The organism is Paenibacillus sp. LT-B23 (assembly GCF_059417685.1).
Genome location: NZ_JBSQBM010000003.1, coordinates 320,339 through 338,278 on the forward strand (window position 1 = coordinate 320,339; position 17,940 = coordinate 338,278).

The 17,940-nt window shown below is 46.8% G+C and carries 16 protein-coding genes; all 16 read left to right on the forward strand.

Annotation, left to right across the window (positions count from 1 at the left end; translation table 11 throughout):
* Position 1: 1 nt before the first annotated feature.
* The 16 genes from ACWXW9_RS06375 to ACWXW9_RS06450 all read left to right on the forward strand — a co-directional run bounded on the left by ACWXW9_RS06375 (position 2) and on the right by ACWXW9_RS06450 (position 17,818).
* Entirely contained in the window at positions 2-424 is a 423-nt protein-coding gene (locus ACWXW9_RS06375) for a hypothetical protein (RefSeq protein ID WP_025684947.1), read from the forward strand.
* A 5-nt stretch (positions 425-429) separates the two neighbouring features.
* Positions 430-1,218 (forward strand): FliA/WhiG family RNA polymerase sigma factor, encoded by a 789-nt coding sequence (locus ACWXW9_RS06380; RefSeq protein WP_013309911.1) that lies wholly within the window; start codon positions 430-432, stop codon positions 1,216-1,218.
* Between the two features lie 45 nt (positions 1,219-1,263).
* Positions 1,264-2,673 (forward strand): flagellar assembly protein A, encoded by a 1,410-nt coding sequence (locus ACWXW9_RS06385; protein WP_494928741.1) that lies wholly within the window; start codon positions 1,264-1,266, stop codon positions 2,671-2,673.
* A gap of 76 nt (positions 2,674-2,749) precedes the next feature.
* Complete coding sequence (locus ACWXW9_RS06390) at positions 2,750-3,070, forward strand: hypothetical protein (protein WP_494928742.1); 321 nt, start codon at positions 2,750-2,752, stop codon at positions 3,068-3,070.
* 41 nt (positions 3,071-3,111) lie between these two features.
* Positions 3,112-3,738 carry a hypothetical protein gene (locus tag ACWXW9_RS06395; protein WP_494928743.1) on the forward strand — a complete coding sequence of 209 codons (627 nt, stop codon included), beginning with the start codon at positions 3,112-3,114 and terminating at the stop codon, positions 3,736-3,738.
* Positions 3,735-4,379, forward strand: coding sequence for an endolytic transglycosylase MltG (locus ACWXW9_RS06400; RefSeq protein WP_494928744.1), 645 nt, complete (start codon positions 3,735-3,737; stop codon positions 4,377-4,379). Before ACWXW9_RS06395 ends, ACWXW9_RS06400 begins: the two co-directional genes overlap by 4 nt.
* Positions 4,380-4,636: 257 nt before the next feature.
* Positions 4,637-5,335: a 30S ribosomal protein S2 gene (rpsB, locus tag ACWXW9_RS06405; protein ID WP_013309916.1), complete on the forward strand. Its 699-nt coding sequence runs from the start codon at positions 4,637-4,639 to the stop codon at positions 5,333-5,335.
* Positions 5,336-5,467: 132 nt separating this feature from the next.
* Positions 5,468-6,118 carry a translation elongation factor Ts gene (gene tsf, locus ACWXW9_RS06410; RefSeq protein WP_013309917.1) on the forward strand — a complete coding sequence of 217 codons (651 nt, stop codon included), beginning with the start codon at positions 5,468-5,470 and terminating at the stop codon, positions 6,116-6,118.
* Between the two features lie 122 nt (positions 6,119-6,240).
* Positions 6,241-6,969, forward strand: coding sequence for a UMP kinase (gene pyrH, locus ACWXW9_RS06415; protein WP_013309918.1), 729 nt, complete (start codon positions 6,241-6,243; stop codon positions 6,967-6,969).
* Positions 6,969-7,523, forward strand: coding sequence for a ribosome recycling factor (gene frr / locus ACWXW9_RS06420; RefSeq protein WP_025684954.1), 555 nt, complete (start codon positions 6,969-6,971; stop codon positions 7,521-7,523). Before pyrH ends, frr begins: the two co-directional genes overlap by 1 nt.
* A gap of 84 nt (positions 7,524-7,607) precedes the next feature.
* Entirely contained in the window at positions 7,608-8,375 is a 768-nt protein-coding gene (gene uppS, locus ACWXW9_RS06425) for an undecaprenyl pyrophosphate synthase (protein WP_494928745.1), read from the forward strand.
* Between the two features lie 17 nt (positions 8,376-8,392).
* The gene (locus ACWXW9_RS06430; protein ID WP_494928746.1) at positions 8,393-9,184 is read left to right on the forward strand and encodes a phosphatidate cytidylyltransferase; all 792 of its coding nucleotides are present in this window, start codon (positions 8,393-8,395) and stop codon (positions 9,182-9,184) included.
* Positions 9,185-9,266: 82 nt separating this feature from the next.
* Positions 9,267-10,406 carry a 1-deoxy-D-xylulose-5-phosphate reductoisomerase gene (locus ACWXW9_RS06435; protein ID WP_494928747.1) on the forward strand — a complete coding sequence of 380 codons (1,140 nt, stop codon included), beginning with the start codon at positions 9,267-9,269 and terminating at the stop codon, positions 10,404-10,406.
* A gap of 107 nt (positions 10,407-10,513) precedes the next feature.
* A complete protein-coding gene (gene rseP, locus ACWXW9_RS06440) occupies positions 10,514-11,785 on the forward strand; it encodes an RIP metalloprotease RseP (protein WP_494928748.1) in 1,272 nt (423 codons plus the stop codon).
* Between the two features lie 50 nt (positions 11,786-11,835).
* On the forward strand, positions 11,836-13,284 hold the full coding sequence (gene proS / locus ACWXW9_RS06445) for a proline--tRNA ligase (RefSeq protein ID WP_494928749.1): 1,449 nt from the start codon (positions 11,836-11,838) through the stop codon (positions 13,282-13,284).
* Positions 13,285-13,501: 217 nt separating this feature from the next.
* Positions 13,502-17,818: a PolC-type DNA polymerase III gene (locus ACWXW9_RS06450; protein ID WP_494928750.1), complete on the forward strand. Its 4,317-nt coding sequence runs from the start codon at positions 13,502-13,504 to the stop codon at positions 17,816-17,818.
* Positions 17,819-17,940 lie beyond the last annotated feature (122 nt).

Consider the following 17,940-nt stretch of genomic DNA (forward strand, 5'->3'; position numbering starts at 1 on the left):
CATGTTATTTGGCAGCTTACGCATTAATCTTTGGTCTGGAGTAGTCGGATTTATCCTGACTTTTGTGTTGTCCACTGGCAGCAATCTGCTGACCACGAGCTTAATTCGTGGCTTGATCGCCTTCGTTTTTTGGTTCCTGCTTGCATTTGTGCTGCGCTGGGCACTGGGTGTCGTAGCGCGGCCAGATCTGGGTAATGCCCAAAGCCGGGCAAGCTCTCAGGTGGATGGCGTAGGGGGGAATCTGGACCTGACGACACCAGACGAAGATGAAAACCTAAATGAATTGTTGAAGCCGAAACCAGAGCAGACGGACGGGAAAAACACCGGTTTTGCGCCTTTAAACCCGCCTAAGCTGGTTTCAAACAAGGACCCTGAAGAATTGGCCAAGGCCGTTCGTCACCTGACAGACAAACAAGGAGGGTGAAGCCGATGAACGAGCGAAAAGCCGCTCATTTAAACCATTCCGAACTGTGGGAGCAATGGAAAGAACACGGTGACAAGGAAGCAAAAAAGCAGTTAATTGAAAAGTACCTTCATATTGTGGAGTATGTGTCGGGACGCCTTGCAGTAGGTTTACCTAAAAATGTATCCAAAGATGATCTGGCCAGTAACGGGGTCATGGGCTTGATTGATGCTCTTGAAAAGTTTGACTATGAACGTGGTTTGCAGTTTGAGACTTATGCTTCCTGGCGCGTTCGAGGAGCGATTTTGGATGGTCTTCGTCAAGGAGACTGGGTTCCACGTTCAGTCAGGGAAAAAGCGAAAAAAATTGAGGATGCCTATCAGCATCTGGAGCAGAGATACTTACGCACGGTAAGTGATGAAGAGATGAGCCATTATTTGGACGTCTCTGAAAAAGAGTTTCAAAACATGATCCAGGAGGTCGCCGTTATGTCGATCGTCTCACTGGAGGACCCGATCCGTGAAGAAGAGTCGGAGACACGACTTTCCCTTTTAGTCGATGAAAAAGCGAAAAATCCGGATCACAAGGTCAATGAATTTACACTTCGTGATGCCCTTGCACAAGGCATTGACAAATTGACTGAAAAAGAACGTATCGTTGTTTCTTTATTGTATTACGAGGATTTGTCACTCAGTGAAATCGCTGAGGTCATGTCGCTTTCACCCTCACGAATTTCACAACTACATTCCAAAGCCATATTGCGGCTGAGAGCGACACTGGACAAACAGCGGGATCTGCTAATGCGTAAAGATTAAACGTACGGGAGGTTACAGTAACAGTTAGACGGAAGGAGCACCCCTGTGGAGAAGCAATATGCTTTGGACCAGTATTTAAAAGTGGTCGTCTCACCCGATAAACTTAGCGCTTATTTGGAGTTTGCCAAACGTGAAGAAGGCTTTTCCTGTTCTGTGGAAGAATTGGAGCGTTTCCTGAATAACCAAAAAATAAGTCATGGTTTGATTACTGATGCGATTCATACGTTTGTGGCAAGATCGGAAGATTATTTCTTCACCAAATTACTGATTGCTGAGGGAACACCACCGATTCATGGCACGGACGGAAAAATTAATCTTGCTGAAGTTGTGACTGGTGAAGATGCACATAAGCCGCTCGAAACCGTGGATGGACGAGTGGACTATAAAGAATTAACCCGTTTAAAGAATGTAAAGCGTGGACAACTGATTGCCGAGCGGGTTGATCCATTGCCGGGTGTACCTGGTATTGCTGTAACGGGAGAGGAAATTCCTTACCTTTCAGGCAAAGAGGCACGGTTTAAAATCGGGAAAAACGTAGTTGTTCATCCAGAGGGCGTTGCAATGTACGCAGCTATCGACGGACTGGTGACTACGACTGAAAAGGGGAAGCTCAATGTGTTTCCCGTATATGAAGTGAACGGTGATGTGGATTATAGCGTCGGCAACATTGACTTTGTTGGAACCGTCGTCATTCGGGGTAATGTCCTGACAGGTTTTCGTGTTCGGGCGGCTGGCGACATTCGTGTCATCGGCGGCGTGGAAGGTGCTGAATTGGATGCGGAAGGCTCAGTCGACATCAGTGGCGGTATTATCGGTTACCACAAGGGGTATGTGAAAGCTGCACAAAATGTGAAATGTTCCTTTATCCAAGATGGTAACGTGATTGCGGGTGGCGAAATACTTGTATCCCAAAGCATCATGCACTCCCAAATCAAAGCCAGTAAGAATGTACTTTGTGGAGGGGCTAAAGGACTGATCGTAGGTGGTAGTGTACAAGCTGGCGAAAAGGTAGTGGCGCGCACCATCGGTAATACGATGTCCACGGCCACTATAATCGAAGTAGGTGTACTGCCAGAGTTGCGTGATGAGCTGACTGAACTCCGGGCACGTTTGAAGCAACAGACAGACAGCCAGGATAAGACCAATAAGGCCCTCACCATATTGGACCAGCTTGCTGCTGCCGGACAGCTTGCCCCTGATAGAATGGCGATGCGAATCAAGTTGACATCTACCAAAAAATCAAATGACAACGAGCTTCTGGAGACCAAATCAAGAATGCTGGAGATTGAACGAACCTTAGAAGATACAAGCCGCGCACGGGTAGAAGTCAAAAACGTTATTTATGGCGGCTCTAAAATAGTTATCGGCAGATATACAAAATTTATTAAAGATTCGGTGGAAAGAATGGCGTTTTATTATCATGAGGGTGACATCAGCATGTCCTCCTCCGTGTAATCTGGCACAGGAATAACAAGTTTTCTTATTCCTCGGAAAACAGATACGGATGCCCAATCGGAAAGGGTGTGGTCCAATGAGCCTGAAAGCTGTTGAATTACAAATCGCCGTACCTCGTACCAGTGAAGCGGGTAAGTACCAAAGCGAATACCAGCAACGTCCGATGAATGAGCAAGCGTTGTTAGGGCAAAAGACCGAGCAGGAGACAGAAAAGATTCGTCAGCGAAGCAGTGCGGTGGATGAATCTGCGGAAACATTCGTCGGTGAGAGAGAAGCTGGAGGGCAGGGCAGTCATTCTTCTGGACAGAGCCGATCTCGGTCCAGTGAAAATGAACTGCCCAAGGAGCATCCTGCAGAGCATCCATACAAGGGACATCATATAGATTTTTCGCTCTGATCCGACAGGTGGAGAAGCGTTATAAAAGGAGACGATGGGCAGTGGATCAACCATGGATATATATTGTTCTGCTGGGTGCCGCAGCTGTTGTCTACGCCTGGCTGCTGCCCAAGCGGCAGCCAGGCCGGGGAACAGAAGAGGTCGTCGTCCAAAAGGTCGAGGCCACCTTGGAGCAATATATGGCCGATATTGAAAACGACAATGATGAGCTGATTGAGCTCGTATCCGGCATAAAGCAGGAACATGCGGTTAAACAGGCCTCATTGCAGGAGCAAGTGGCTGAGCTTCGGAACCGGATTGTGGAGCTTGAACGCCAGGCTGCGCTTGCTTCAGTTTCTACACAGACAGTGTCTGGATCTGAGGTACTACTACATACAGGTACCCCGCATCAGGTGGTGGCAGCTTATGGTCAGTTCCGCAATACGCAGTCTGCTATTCCCATGCAGGCAGAGCAGTCTGACGCCTCTATTGTTGCTGTGGAAGAGCAGGCGCCGTTGCAAGAAGCTGAGCCGGAAGCTCAGCAGGAATCTATCCGTGAGCGTTATCAGGAACTATTTTCGCTGTATGAGCAGGGCAAATCGGTGGATTACATTGCTAAACAATCAGGCATCCAACGGGGCGAGGTACAGCTCATATTACAACTGGCGGAACGGGAGGATCTGACGTGATCAAAAATCGTTCATTCATGCTGGGCATGGGCACCGGACTTATTACAGGCGCACTGCTGCTGCAACTGGCGATGATCGGTCAGGGACAATCGCCGTCTGTGGCAGATCTGAAAAACATGACACGTGAGCAATTGGAGGAGGCAGCAGCCGGACTGAATCTTCAAATCAGTGACAGCTCTGATCCGAGGATGACCGAAGAGGAATGGCGCAACAAGGTGGTCAAGGAAGGTAATAAAACACCGGTTGCTCCCAAAAAGGCAGAACCGGCACAAACGCCTTCGTCACCCAAGACACCTGCAAACAGCACACCTTCGGCTGTTTCCAAGCCTTCAGCAAGCACGTCTGCGCTCCAAAGTCCGGATAAGCCGCAAACTAAAGGTTCGAGTGCTACAACTGCTCCAGATACGCCCAAACAGCCTGCCACTCCGCAAGTACAATATAGCATTGCATCGGGAAGCAATCTGAGGAGTGTGGCATCTGGTTTGCAGAGGGCGGGCATTGTATCAGATGCCAGCGCGTTTGAGGCAGAGGCTAAGGCTCAAAAAATCAATACCAAAATCCGTACCGGTACCTATGAGTTTGCCAAGGGTGAGGATTTCGGTTCTATTATTACTAAAATTACAAAGAAGCCGTCCAACTGACCGTGATCGGGAAGTGGGCGGTTTTTATTTTTCGCTAGAAAGCTCTAAGGGCGGGAATAATCAGTCACATTTCCCGCTAATCCTGCTATTGTCGAAAAGTTGGTTGCAACGCTGCGGGTGTTATGGTATATTAATTGACGGTGTTAAAAACGCACGTCGATTAATTTTGTAAAGGGTGCTTTCCAAATGGAAAGTCTTTGCGAGAAATGATGTCGGCGGAGGACACACAAAAAACCAAACTTAGGAGGTGCGTGAAGATGGCAGTAATCTCCATGAAACAGCTTTTGGAAGCTGGGGTTCACTTTGGTCACCAAACACGTCGCTGGAACCCGAAAATGGATCGTTATATCTTCACTGAAAGAAACGGTATTTACATCATTGACTTGCAAAAGACAGTGAAAAAGGTTGAGGAAGCTTACAACTTCGTAAAAAGTATTGCAGCTGAGAATGGTACAATCCTGTTCGTAGGCACGAAGAAACAAGCACAAGATTCCGTTAAAGAAGAGGCAGCACGCGCTGGTCAATTCTATATCAACCAACGTTGGTTGGGCGGAACGCTGACTAACTTCCAAACCATTCAAAAACGTATTGATCGTTTGAAACAATTGGAAGCTTGGGAAGAAGACGGTACTTTCGCAGTTCTTCCTAAAAAAGAAGTTATCATTCTCCGTAAAGAGAAAGATCGTCTTGAAAAATTCTTGGGCGGTATCAAAAACATGAAGGGCCTTCCAAGCGCTCTGTTCATCATTGATCCACGCAAAGAACGCATCGCGGTTGCTGAAGCTCGCAAATTGGGTATCCCAATCGTGGGTATCGTTGATACAAACTGCGATCCAGACGAAATTGACTATGTTATCCCAGGTAATGACGACGCGATCCGCGCTGTTAAATTGCTGACAGGTAAAATGGCTGATGCAGTTATGGAAGCAAACCAAGGCGAAGAAACTACAGCATAATATTTCCTTACGGAAATACCTATATGAATTAAATGAAAAGGGTGGTTGGCAGGTGTATAACCTCTCACTACCCTTTTTTTAAGGAATAAAGCTTGTGTACACCACTGAAAATCAAATTTGGAGGGAAATAATATGGCAGTTAATGCTAGCGCAGTAAAAGAGCTTCGTGAAAAAACAGGCGCAGGAATGCTGGATTGTAAAAAAGCGCTTGAAGAAGCAAACGGTGATTTGACAAAAGCAGTTGAAGTTCTGCGTGAAAAAGGACTTGCGGCTGCAGCGAACAAAGCAGGCCGTATCGCTACTGAAGGCGTTGTTGAATCCTACATCCATGCTGGCGGCCGTATCGGCGTACTGGTAGAAGTAAACTGCGAAACAGACTTCGTAGCTAAAACAGACCAGTTCAGAGATTTTGTACGTGACATCGCTATGCATATCGCTGCATCGAACCCTCGTTATGTTCGTCGCGAAGAAGTGCCACAGGAAGAGATCGAAAAAGAAAAAGAAATCCTGAAAGCACAAGCTTTGAACGAAGGCAAACCAGAAAAAATCGTTGAGAAAATGGTTGAAGGCCGCATCGGTAAATTCTATGAAGAGTTCTGCCTGTTGGAGCAATCTTTCATTAAAGATCCGGACAAAACAATCTCCACACTCATCAACGAAAAAATCAGCACCATTGGCGAAAATATTTCCCTGCGTCGTTTTGTTCGTTTTGAACTGGGCGAAGGTTTGGAGAAAAAAGAAGACAACTTCTACGAAGAAGTTATGTCTCAAGTGAAACAATAATTACCAACGAACGGTAATTGCATACGGAAAGAGCAAAGAATTGGAACACATCAGTGTTCCTTTTCTTGCAACAGGACATCTATCCTGTACATAATATATAGTCGATATTGGAGGGTGATCATTTGGAAAAACCTGTTTTTAAGCGTGTTGTTCTGAAAGTCAGCGGAGAGTCGCTGTCAGGCCCGAACGGTTACGGTATTGATGCGGATACAATTGCGTCGATCGCCGAGCAGGTCAAGGACGTTGTCGAACTGGGAGTAGAAGTTGCTATCGTGTGCGGAGGCGGCAACATTTGGCGGGGTATTGCCGGAAGCGCCAACGGAATTGACCGGGCAACAGCTGATTACATGGGTATGCTGGCAACGGTGATGAACTCACTGGCCCTGCAGGATGCTTTGGAACAAATTGAAGTTCCTACGCGTGTACAGACATCTATCGCAATGCAGCAAATTGCTGAGCCTTACATTCGTCGTAGAGCTATCCGCCATCTGGAAAAAGGCCGGGTTGTTATTTTTGCAGCAGGTACAGGGAATCCGTTCTTCTCGACCGATACTACGGCTGCCCTGCGTGCTGCCGAAATTGAGGCTGAAGTGATTCTGATGGCTAAAAATAAGGTGGACGGCGTGTATTCAGCTGATCCATTTAAAGACAGCACAGCCGAGAAGTATGAGCAACTTACGTATTTGGATGTGCTCAACAAAAATCTCGGTGTCATGGACTCCACGGCTTCCTCGCTGTGCATGGATAACAATATTCCGTTGATTGTCTTTGCTATTACAGAGCAAGGTAACATTAAACGTGTCGTGTTGGGTGAGAAAATTGGCACGATCGTCAAAGGGAGTGTAAATTAATGCCACAATCTGTGAAAAAGAGCGCTGAAGAGCGCATGCATAAAGCAATTCAGTCGTTGCAACGTGACCTTGCTTCTTTGCGCGCTGGTCGAGCGACACCAGCTCTACTGGATCGCGTTCAGGTTGAGTACTACGGTGCAATGACTCCGGTCAATCAGTTAGCTAATGTAAATACACCGGACAGCAGGACTTTGATGATTCAGCCTTGGGATAAATCCTCCTTGGCGGACATTGAGCGTGCTATCCAAAAATCCGATCTGGGGTTGACTCCTTCCAATGACGGGAATACCATTCGCCTGAGTATTCCTGCTCTGACAGAAGAACGCAGAACGGATTTGGTGAAGCTGACGAAAAAGAACGGCGAAGAAGCGAAGGTCGCCATTCGTAACATTCGTCGCGATGCAAATGATGATATTAAAAAAATGGAGAAAACTGATATATCGGAGGATGAATCCCGTAAATATCAGGAAGAGATCCAGAAAACGACCGATAAATTTATCGCTGAAGTGGATAAAGTTTTGGCTGCAAAAGAAAAAGAAATTATGGAAGTATAAGAGACTGGTAGCCCCTCCCTTACGGTGGGGTTTGTCTCTTTTCAAGCCTGAGGCACATTTTCAGAGAATGCTGGAGGAACTGGAATGATCAAACGGGTTCGGTCTTGGTGGAACGGGGAACAAAAACAGCAAACACCGGCCATTTCAAAAGACAATATTCCGCAGCATGTTGCTGTCATCATGGATGGGAACGGCAGATGGGCCAAACGGATTGGAATGCCGCGGATTGTAGGGCATCAAAATGGAATGAAGGCAGTGAAGCGCACAGCAATTGCTGCGGATGAACTGGGCATTAAATATTTGACCTTATTTGCTTTTTCAACTGAAAATTGGTCGCGTCCCAAGGATGAAGTCGATTTTTTGATGCGGCTGCCGCAAGAATTTTTGGCTATTGAGCTTGACGAGCTGATTGAAAAAAATGTACAAGTACGTATGATGGGAAATAAGGAGCATTTGCCTTCTCATACCGTTGATGCGCTGACTGAAGCGACTCGGCGAACCGAAAATAATACCGGACTTGTTCTTAATTTTGCAATGAATTATGGAAGTCGGCTAGAAATCACTGAATGTATGCAAGCGTTGGGTCGTGAAATTGAGGATGGGAAGCTTAAACCCGGAGATATTACGCCCGAACTCATTGAGAACTCTTTGCTCTCCAGCGGTATGCCGGACCCTGATCTTCTGATTCGGACAAGTGGCGAGCTGAGACTCAGCAATTTTATGCTCTGGCAACTTGCTTACAGTGAGCTATGGTTTACTGATATTTATTGGCCTGAGTTTAAGAAAGAGCATTTATACGAAGCAGTGGTCGAATATCAGCGGAGATCACGGCGGTACGGCGGGCTGAAGTAAATGGAGGATGAAAGCCGTTGAGACAGAGATTGATTACCGGTATTTTGGCAGGCGCATTTTTTTTGGCGATGGTCCTGTGGGGCGGATTGGCCTACCATTTGCTCATTTTGGCCATGGCCCTAATCGGATTCTATGAATTCGCGCGGATGACCAATGTATCTCCTTTCGGCGGTACGGCGTTAGTTGGCTATGCAGGAATATTAACTTTTGTATTTCCTTATCAGCCCTTGGGTCTGCACTCACCATTACCGTCTATAAGTCTGCTTTGGCTGCTGATGATTATTTTTATGATCATTACGGTGGGAACGAAAAATAAAATCACAATTCAAACGGTGTCCATACTATTTCTCGGTACCGTTTATATAGGCTTTGGATTTTCGTATATTGCGGAATCACGTCATATGGAACATGGGCTTTTATGGACCTTTTTGTTGCTGGCTTGCATTTGGGCAAGTGATGCAGGGGCTTATTTTGTAGGCAAAATGGCGGGAAAGACAAAGCTATGGCCTGCGATCAGTCCAAATAAAACAGTCGAAGGGTCTATTGGCGGGATTGTTTTAGCGTTGGCTACAGCACTGGTATTTGCCGGATTGTCAGAAGGGCTGCTGCCATGGGACAAAGCTTTCGCTATCGGTTTATCTTGTGCAGTTGTGGGTCAACTGGGCGATTTAGTGCAATCTGCGTACAAGCGGGTGTACGACATTAAAGATTCCGGTAATTTGCTGCCAGGGCACGGTGGTATACTAGACCGTTGCGACAGTTGGATTGTCGTTTTTCCATTTGTACATATGCTGATGCTGCTTCCATGACCCTTACTTGGTGGTTACAGATTATGCTCAGGTTAAAATTAGCTGCAGAGTAACGGTTATTTTCAAGATAGGAAGGTGCTTCATGAAAAGAATTACGGTACTCGGTTCAACCGGGTCTATTGGAACACAGACACTGGATGTCGTATCTATGCACCCGGATCAGTTTGCCGTAGAGGCTTTAGCAGGTGGCTCAAATATAAAGTTGCTTGCCGAGCAGGCGAATCTATACCAACCCAAGAAGGTGTCCGTTGGCACCAAACAATTAGCGGAGGAAATCCGTCCTTTGTTGCCTTCCGGAATGGAACTGCATTGGGGGGATGAAGGACTCGTCGAGCTGGCTGCGAATACAGATGCAGATATGGTTGTGACAGCTGTAATGGGCAGTGTCGGATTGCACTCCACGCTGGCCGCGATTGAGGCTGGAAAACAGATCGGTTTGGCCAATAAGGAAACACTGGTTACCGCCGGTCATCTGGTCACAGAACGGGCCCGGGCGAAAGGAGTGCCGTTGCTGCCGATTGACAGTGAGCATTCAGCTATTTTTCAATGCTTGAATGGTGAGCGTATGAAAGATGTGGCACATATTACTCTCACGGCATCGGGCGGTTCTTTTCGTGATTTGACAAGGGAACAGCTTCGTGAGGTTACGGTGGAAGATGCGCTCAAGCATCCCAATTGGTCGATGGGTGCCAAAATTACGATTGATTCGGCAACGATGGTAAACAAAGGGCTAGAGGTCATTGAGGCGCACTGGTTGTTCGGACTTGACTATGAGCGGATTCACGTGCTATTGCATCCTGAAAGTATCATTCATTCCTATGTAGAATTTGTGGATACCAGTATTGTCGCTCAACTAGGTAACCCTGATATGAGAGTTCCTATTCAATACGCCTTAACATATCCTGAACGGATAAAGTCTCCCGCCAAGCCGCTGTCATTGGCTGAGGTGGGAAGGCTCCATTTTAAGGAAATGGATTTTAATCGTTTTCCTTGTTTAAGGCTTGCCTTTGAATGTGGTAAAATGGGTGGTACAGCACCAACTGCATTTAATGCGGCTAATGAGATTGCTGTTGACCGTTTTCTGCGTGGAGAAATTCCTTTTCTGCATATCGAAGCCGTTATTGAGCGTGTATTGGAACGGCATGTCAATGTTACTAACCCCGATTTGGCTGCGATTGAAGCCTGTGATCGTGAGGTTCGCAGCATAGCTGCCGGGATATAGGCTGACTTTGGGTTCGGAAGTGAATTGTGATTCTCTTGTGTGGGATCGGAGAATAATGATAGTCTAGGAAGACAAACTCGATCTCATTGAAAGGGGAACGGAAACGATTGGAAACGATTCGAATAGTTTTGATGACGGTGCTCATGTTTTTCGTCATAGTGACGGTGCATGAATGGGGGCATTATTATTTTGCCAAACGCGCCGGGATTCTGGTCCGGGAGTTTGCGATCGGTTTCGGTCCGAAACTGTTTTCTTATAAAAGAAACGAGACGCGATTTACACTACGTTTGCTGCCGTTTGGTGGTTTCGCTCGCATGGCGGGAGAAGATCCGGAAATCAATGAAATTGAAACCGGACAAACAATTGCTGTACGCGTAACGGACGGTATCGTCAAAACCATTTATTTGGACCAGTTGGATAACCGCAAAAATGTGGTGCGCGGTGAAGTACAGCACATTGATCTAGAGCAGGCGCTGACTGTAAAATTGGATGTGGATGGCGAAGATCAGCAATATACTGTACACCCCCAAGCGATGATGGTAACCAAAGGACAATCCATCCAGATTGCGCCTAAGGATCGACAGTATGGCAGCAAAACAGTAGGACAGCGTGCGATGGCTATCTTTGCCGGACCGCTGATGAATTTTATTCTTGCCTTTGTGCTGTTTGGTCTGCATATCCAGATGGTCGGCGTACAAGTGGACAACCCAACTTATGTTCAGATTAGTGACATTACAGCGGGGATGCCTGCTGCTGAAGCTGATTTGCATAAGGGCGATATCATTGAATCGGTGAACGGGGTTGCGATTGGTGCGAACGTTGAAAATATGATCAAACTGATTGCCGATTCCCAAGACAAGCCGATGAAATGGGTTGTTCGCCGGGATAACAAAACTTTTGATCTGACGATTACACCTCGTGCAATGGAAGGACAAAAGGGTGGTAAAGTGGGCATCGTGCCTGAACTTCCGACACGGCAAGCCGGAGTCGGGGAAACGTTTAAATTTGCCGGACAATCCATGGTACGAACGACGGACATTATTTTCCAGGGATTTAGTCAGCTTATCCAACGTTTCTCCATTAATGATCTGGGAGGTCCGGTACGTACTTTTGAAGTGACAGGACAAATTGCCAAGCAGGGCATTGAGCAGCTTACGTATTGGACTGCTATAATGAGTCTTTATTTGGGGATATTTAATCTATTGCCAATTCCGGCGCTGGATGGAAGCAGACTTGTTTTCCTCGGTGTAGAGGCGGTAAGAGGACGTCCGGTTGATCCGAGTAGGGAAGGTATGGTCCATTTCGTTGGTTTTGCCATGTTATTCCTGCTCATGATTGCGGTCACGTACAATGATATTTTACGATTAATTAACGGTTAATTAGAGACGGACTTATATAAAAGGGTCTGTATGGGAGGACATGCGTTTCTATGTCGAACGATAAACAGTTTGTCGAGGAAATTACGCCACAGAGCGAAGATTTTTCCCGATGGTATATTGATGTTATTAAAAAAGCTGAACTGATGGATTACTCCCCGGTTCGCGGATGTATTGTGTTCCGTCCCGACGGTTTTGAAATTTGGGAACATATCAAGGAAGCCATGGATGTGCGTTTCAAAGAAACAGGTCATCGCAATGCCTATTTTCCGATGTTCATTCCTGAGAGCTTTTTCCAGAAGGAAAAAGAGCATGTCGAAGGGTTTAACCCGGAGCTTCCTTGGGTAACCGAGGCTGGCGGGGAAAAGCTGGAGGAGCGCCTTGCGATCCGTCCGACTTCAGAGACAATGATCGGTCATATGTACTCCAAATGGATTCAATCCTATCGTGATCTGCCAGTGCTTATCAACCAATGGGCTAACGTGGTTCGGTGGGAAAAACGCACGCTTCCTTTCTTGCGTACGAGTGAGTTTTTGTGGCAGGAAGGTCACACTGCTCATGAAAATGAAGAAGAAGCACGCGAAGAAACGATGAAAATGCTGGAAGTATACCGCGAGGTTATCGAGGAAGTGCTGGCTATCCCGGTTATTACCGGGCAAAAAACGCCTTCTGAAAAATTTGCAGGTGCGAAGGATACTTTCTCACTGGAAGCGATGATGAAGGATGGGCGTGCGGTGCAGGCGGGAACTTCCCACTACATGGGAACCAATTTTGCCGTTGCTTTTGATATTAAATACTTGAGCCGGGACAATAACCTGGAATACGCTCATACCACTTCATGGGGAACAAGCACGCGTCTGATTGGTGCGCTGATTATGGTTCATGGGGATGACCGTGGTTTGGCTTTGCCTCCTAAGGTCGCGCCTACACAGGTCATTATGGTACCTATCGGGCCGCCTAAGAAGCGTGAAGCAGTTATTGCCCGTGCAGATGAACTGTTCGCTGAACTGAAACAGGTGGGCGTACGTGTGAAAATGGACGATCGCAGTGATGTGAGTCCAGGTTGGAAGTTTAACGAATATGAAATGCGCGGTGTACCGGTGCGTCTGGAAATCGGACCTCGTGATATGGAGAATGGCGTTTGTGTGCTCGTATCCCGTATCAGTGGCGAGAAAAAGATTGTACAGCAGGATAACCTTGTTGAGGAAGTCCATGCGATGCTGGCACAGGTACAGCAGGAAATGTTTGATCGTGCCAAGAGCTTTATGGATGAAAACTTCTATTCCGTAGATACGCTGGATGAAATGAAGACGCTCATGGAAGAGAAACGCGGCTTTACTTTGGCAGGTTGGTGCGGATCTGAAGAATGTGAAGACAAGGTCAAAGAAGTGACAGGCGCTACAAGCCGCAATATACCTTTTAAAACTACCGAGCAAAAGACCACATGTCTGTGCTGCGGCAAACCAGCCAAGCATACTGTAGTGTTCGCACGGGCGTACTAATAAAGAAGTAAAGCTATACCACTATACTCACTTCATTCTCTCCGCCAACGAGCATAACCGTAAAGGGGTTGCTATGGTGGAGGATTGAGGGGTTACGAAAAGCTTTTGCGGTCGGAGATGTTTTAGACGCAGAAGCTTTTCATGTTTTCAGAATTGCAGATTTGGAATCCGGGGTATGATTAAAGTTGTTAAGTCAATGGAAAACGGGGGGAGAGCCATGGGCGGAGCTGAAGAAAAGAGAAAACGGCTGGAATTGCTGATGAAGCAGGTAGTGATGCCGGAGGGAGTGGTGGAACCTTATTTCCTGGACGGTTGGATTGAGCAGGTGGAAATAAGCCGTACCAACAAGGATTGGAATATTATCATCGCCAAGGAAACACTGGTTCCCGCTCAGGTATATCGGGCCTTCTGTATTCAAGTGCAGGAGAAAATGAACCACATCGCTAAAATCACTTTTCGGTTTCATTATAGTGAGCAGGTTCAGTCTGCGGATATCATCAGTGAATACTGGAAACTTTTTCTGGAATGGGTGCACCGTGAAATCCCATCCGTGAACGGCTGGATGACCCGGGCTGTACATGAGTGGGAGGACGGCCTGTTATTGCTGACGATGAGCGATAGCATGTCACTGGAGCTGGCACGTAAAAAGCAGATTGACCAAGCAATCATCAAATTCTACGATAAATATTTTGGTCTCTCGATGCGTATTAAAATCCAGGTGGGTGAAAGCAATCAGGAGGCTTTGCAGCAGTTTCAAGAGAAAAAGATGCAGGAAGAACGTGAAGTTATTCAGCAGATGATGGAAAGCATGGAATCGGAAATGCCGCCAGTGGATGAAGAAGAGGGAGATGTAAGGCTTCAATTTGGCTATGACATCAAGGAACCGCCTGTTCCGATGCAGGACATTCAGGATGAAGAGAAGAAAGTCACATTACAGGGGACGATCTTCGGTCTGGATAGCAAAGAACTACGTAACGGAAGTACGTTGTTTACGTATTATTTGACTGACTTTAGTGATTCGCTGCAAATGAAAATGTTTGCCAAAACAAAAGAAGATCTAAAAATTCTCAGCTTGCTGGCTAACGGTAAATGGGTTAAAGTCCGTGGTCGCGTCGAATATGATCGTTTTATGCAAATTCCTGAGCTGGTTATGATTCCTTCTGATCTGGTAGAGGTGCAGGCTCCTCCTTCCCGTAAAGATAATGCAGGGGAAAAACGGGTTGAGTTTCATCTTCATACGAAGATGAGCGCGATGGATGCTGTAAGCTCCATTGACCAGTATGTTAAAACAGCCGCGAAGTGGGGGCACAAGGCGATTGCGGTCACCGATCATGGTGGAGTGCAATGTTATCCCGATGCCGCTAAGACCGCCAAGAAAAACGGAATTAAAATGATCTACGGTATCGAGGCCAATGTGGTCAACGATGCGGTTGAGGTTGTAATGCAGGCACAGCCGCTTAATTTGAAAACAGCGACTTATGTCGTTTTTGATATTGAAACCACCGGGCTATCAGTTACACAAAATAGAATTATTGAGATTGCCGCTGTTAAAATGCATGAAGGCAAAGAGGTTGACCGTTATGCTACCTTTGTAAATCCACATGAGCGTATTCCTTACAATATCCAGCAATTGACCAACATTAACGATGAAATGGTCAAGGATGCACCGGATGTGGAGCCCGTTATGAAGGAATTTGTGGCTTTTGCAGGCGATGCTGTATTAGTTGCTCATAATGCGCGATTTGATGTCGGCTTTATCCAGGCTACACTTAGGAACATGGGATTGCCTGAGATGACGAACCCAGTACTCGATACACTGGAATTGGCTCGCTTGTTGTTCCCGACAATGAAGAATCATCGTCTGAACACACTGACCACCAAATATAAGGTCGCGCTCGAAAGTCATCACCGGGCCATTGATGATACCGTTGCGCTAACGGAAGTGCTGAATGGACTTTTGAATGATGCGGAACAAATTAAAGGCTTAAAAATGCTCGACCGCTTGAACGACTATGTGGGTAAGGATTTATCGACCGTTCGTCCTTTCCACTGCTGCATTTATGCGCTTAATCCAATTGGTAAAAAAAATCTGTACAAGCTGGTTTCAATGTCACATACCGAATATTTTAAGCGTGTCCCTTGTATTCCTAAATCAAAATTGTCAGAGATGAGAGACGGGCTGCTTATTATTTCAGGTTGCGAAAAGGGAGAGTTTTTCGAGGCTGTGCTGAACAAGTCGGAGGAGGAAGCCGAGGAAATCGCCCAGTTTTATGATGTGCTGGAGATCCAGCCTTTAACTATGTACATGCATCTGGTGGAAAAACAACTTGTAAGTGGCCCTGATGCTCTGAAAACGGCAGTTCGTAAAGTATGCGAAATTGGGCGGCGGCTTGATAAGCCCGTTATTGCTACAGGCAATGTTCACTATTTGGAAACGCGTGATAAGCTGTACCGAGATATCACGATACATGGAATTACTGGCTTTAGCCCGTTAAAAGATATCCGGAAACCGGATGCGCATTTGCGCACGACAGACGAAATGCTGGCAGAATTCGAGTTTCTGGGCGAGGAGAAAGCCTATGAAGTCGTTGTGAAGAATACCAGCGAGCTGGCGGATCGGTTTGAGGAATTGGAGTTGTTTCCTGACAAACTGTTTACACCTTTGCTGGATGGGGCAGACGAGGAAATCCGCAATACTTGCTACGAGACGGCTAAATCCATTTATGGTGAGGAATTGCCCGAGGTGGTCGTAGCCCGTCTGGAGAAAGAACTGGAGCCGATTATTAAATACGGTTTCTCTGCCAACTATCTCATTTCCGAGCGTCTGGTTAAAAAGTCCAATCAGGATGGATACCTGGTAGGTTCACGGGGTTCTGTTGGATCTTCTGTGGTCGCTACCTTCCTCGGTATTTCCGAGGTTAATCCACTGCCTGCACATTATATTTGCGGTAATCCTGAATGCAGACATAGCGAATGGATTTTGGATGGTAGTGTGCCGAGCGGATTTGACTTGCCTGACAAAAACTGCCCGCAATGCGGTGGCAAGCTGAAGGGTGAAGGACAGGATATTCCGTTTGAAACGTTCCTTGGGTTTAAGGGAGATAAAGTTCCCGATATTGACTTGAACTTCTCCGGGGAATATCAGCCAGTCGCACATAATTATACGAAAGTACTGTTTGGAGAGAAAAGCGTATTCCGTGCTGGAACCATCGGTACGGTTGCCGAGAAAACGGCCTTTGGCTTTGCGAAGAAATATGAAGAGGCGCATCATAAAAAATGGCGCGGGGCCGAGCTGAACAGGCTGGCTTCCGGCTGTACGGGCGTCAAACGCAGCACTGGACAGCATCCGGGCGGGATCGTCGTCGTTCCCGATTATATTGAGGTTGAGGACATTACGCCGGTACAATTCCCGGCTGATGATACAAGCTCGGAATGGAAAACGACGCATTTTGATTATCATGCTTTTGACGCGAACTTGCTCAAGCTCGATATTCTGGGCCATGATGATCCGACCATGATGAGAATGCTTCAGGATTTGACCGGTGTCGACCCAACAACGATTCCGATGAATGATCCGAAGGTCATGAGCATGTTTAATTCCACGGAGGCGCTTGGTGTAACGCCGCAGCAAATCCGTACTCCTGTCGCAACCTATGGGGTGCCCGAGATGGGAACCAAGTTTGTACGCCAAATGCTAGTGGAATCACAGCCGACTTCCTTTGCCGATTTGCTGCAAATTTCCGGTTTGTCCCACGGTACGGGCGTATGGCTGGGTAACGCGCAGGATTTGATCAAGAACAATACCTGCAACATCAAGACCGTAATCGGTTGCCGGGATGATATCATGCTATTCCTGATCTACAAGGCGGGGATGGATGCAAGTCTGGCCTTTAAAATTACGGAGAGCGTGCGTAAAGGTAAGGGGCTCAGTGCGGAATGGATCGAGGAAATGAAAAAATGCAAGGTGCCGCAATGGTACATTGATTCCTGTCTCAAGATCCAGTATATGTTTCCAAAGGCGCATGCCGCAGCCTATGTTATTTCAGCAGTGCGGACCGCCTATTTTAAGCTGTATTATCCGATTGAATATTATGCAACCTATTTCTCGGTACGCGCAGCCGATTTTGATATTGAGCTGTGTTGTCAGGGATATGATGCCATCGCGCGGAAAATTGTCGAAATCGAGCAGCTCGGTTTTCAGGCTCCGCCTAAGGAAAAAGGGATGCTTCCGATCCTGGAAATGGCGTTGGAAATGACAGCACGCGGTTTCAGTTTCAAGACGATTGATTTGTATCGTTCTGAAGCTACACGCTTCAAGGTAGACGGAGATTCGCTCATTCCTCCGTTCGGGGCGCTTCAGGGGATTGGTGACAACGCGGCGCGTAACATCGCAGCCTCCCGTGAGCAGGGAGAATTTTTGTCTGTCGAGGATTTTCAGCAAAAATCGAAGGCCAGTAAAACGATTGTCGAAATGCTGTCCCAGATGGGCTGTTTCCGCGGACTGCCAGAGAGCAATCAGTTGTCTCTGTTTTAAACGGAATCCTAGTAGTCAAGCTCTGGCACTTGTCACATAACTACGGTTATGTTATAATTTTTTTGGTAATCATGGAGATAAAACCGTTGCTTAAAGAGTGGGGAAACCCACTCTTTACTGTT

Excerpts from the sequence above, each read along its gene's own strand:
- ACWXW9_RS06375 (WP_025684947.1), top strand. The coding sequence starts at position 2 with ATGTTATTTGGCAGCTTACGCATTAATCTTTGGTCTGGAGTAGTCGGA.
- ACWXW9_RS06380 (WP_013309911.1), top strand. The coding sequence starts at position 430 with ATGAACGAGCGAAAAGCCGCTCATTTAAACCATTCCGAACTGTGGGAG.
- ACWXW9_RS06390 (WP_494928742.1), top strand. The coding sequence starts at position 2,750 with ATGAGCCTGAAAGCTGTTGAATTACAAATCGCCGTACCTCGTACCAGT.
- rpsB (WP_013309916.1), top strand. The coding sequence starts at position 4,637 with ATGGCAGTAATCTCCATGAAACAGCTTTTGGAAGCTGGGGTTCACTTT.
- tsf (WP_013309917.1), top strand. The coding sequence starts at position 5,468 with ATGGCAGTTAATGCTAGCGCAGTAAAAGAGCTTCGTGAAAAAACAGGC.
- frr (WP_025684954.1), top strand. The coding sequence starts at position 6,969 with ATGCCACAATCTGTGAAAAAGAGCGCTGAAGAGCGCATGCATAAAGCA.
- uppS (WP_494928745.1), top strand. The coding sequence starts at position 7,608 with ATGATCAAACGGGTTCGGTCTTGGTGGAACGGGGAACAAAAACAGCAA.
- ACWXW9_RS06435 (WP_494928747.1), top strand. The coding sequence starts at position 9,267 with ATGAAAAGAATTACGGTACTCGGTTCAACCGGGTCTATTGGAACACAG.
- proS (WP_494928749.1), top strand. The coding sequence starts at position 11,836 with ATGTCGAACGATAAACAGTTTGTCGAGGAAATTACGCCACAGAGCGAA.
- ACWXW9_RS06450 (WP_494928750.1), top strand. The coding sequence starts at position 13,502 with ATGGGCGGAGCTGAAGAAAAGAGAAAACGGCTGGAATTGCTGATGAAG.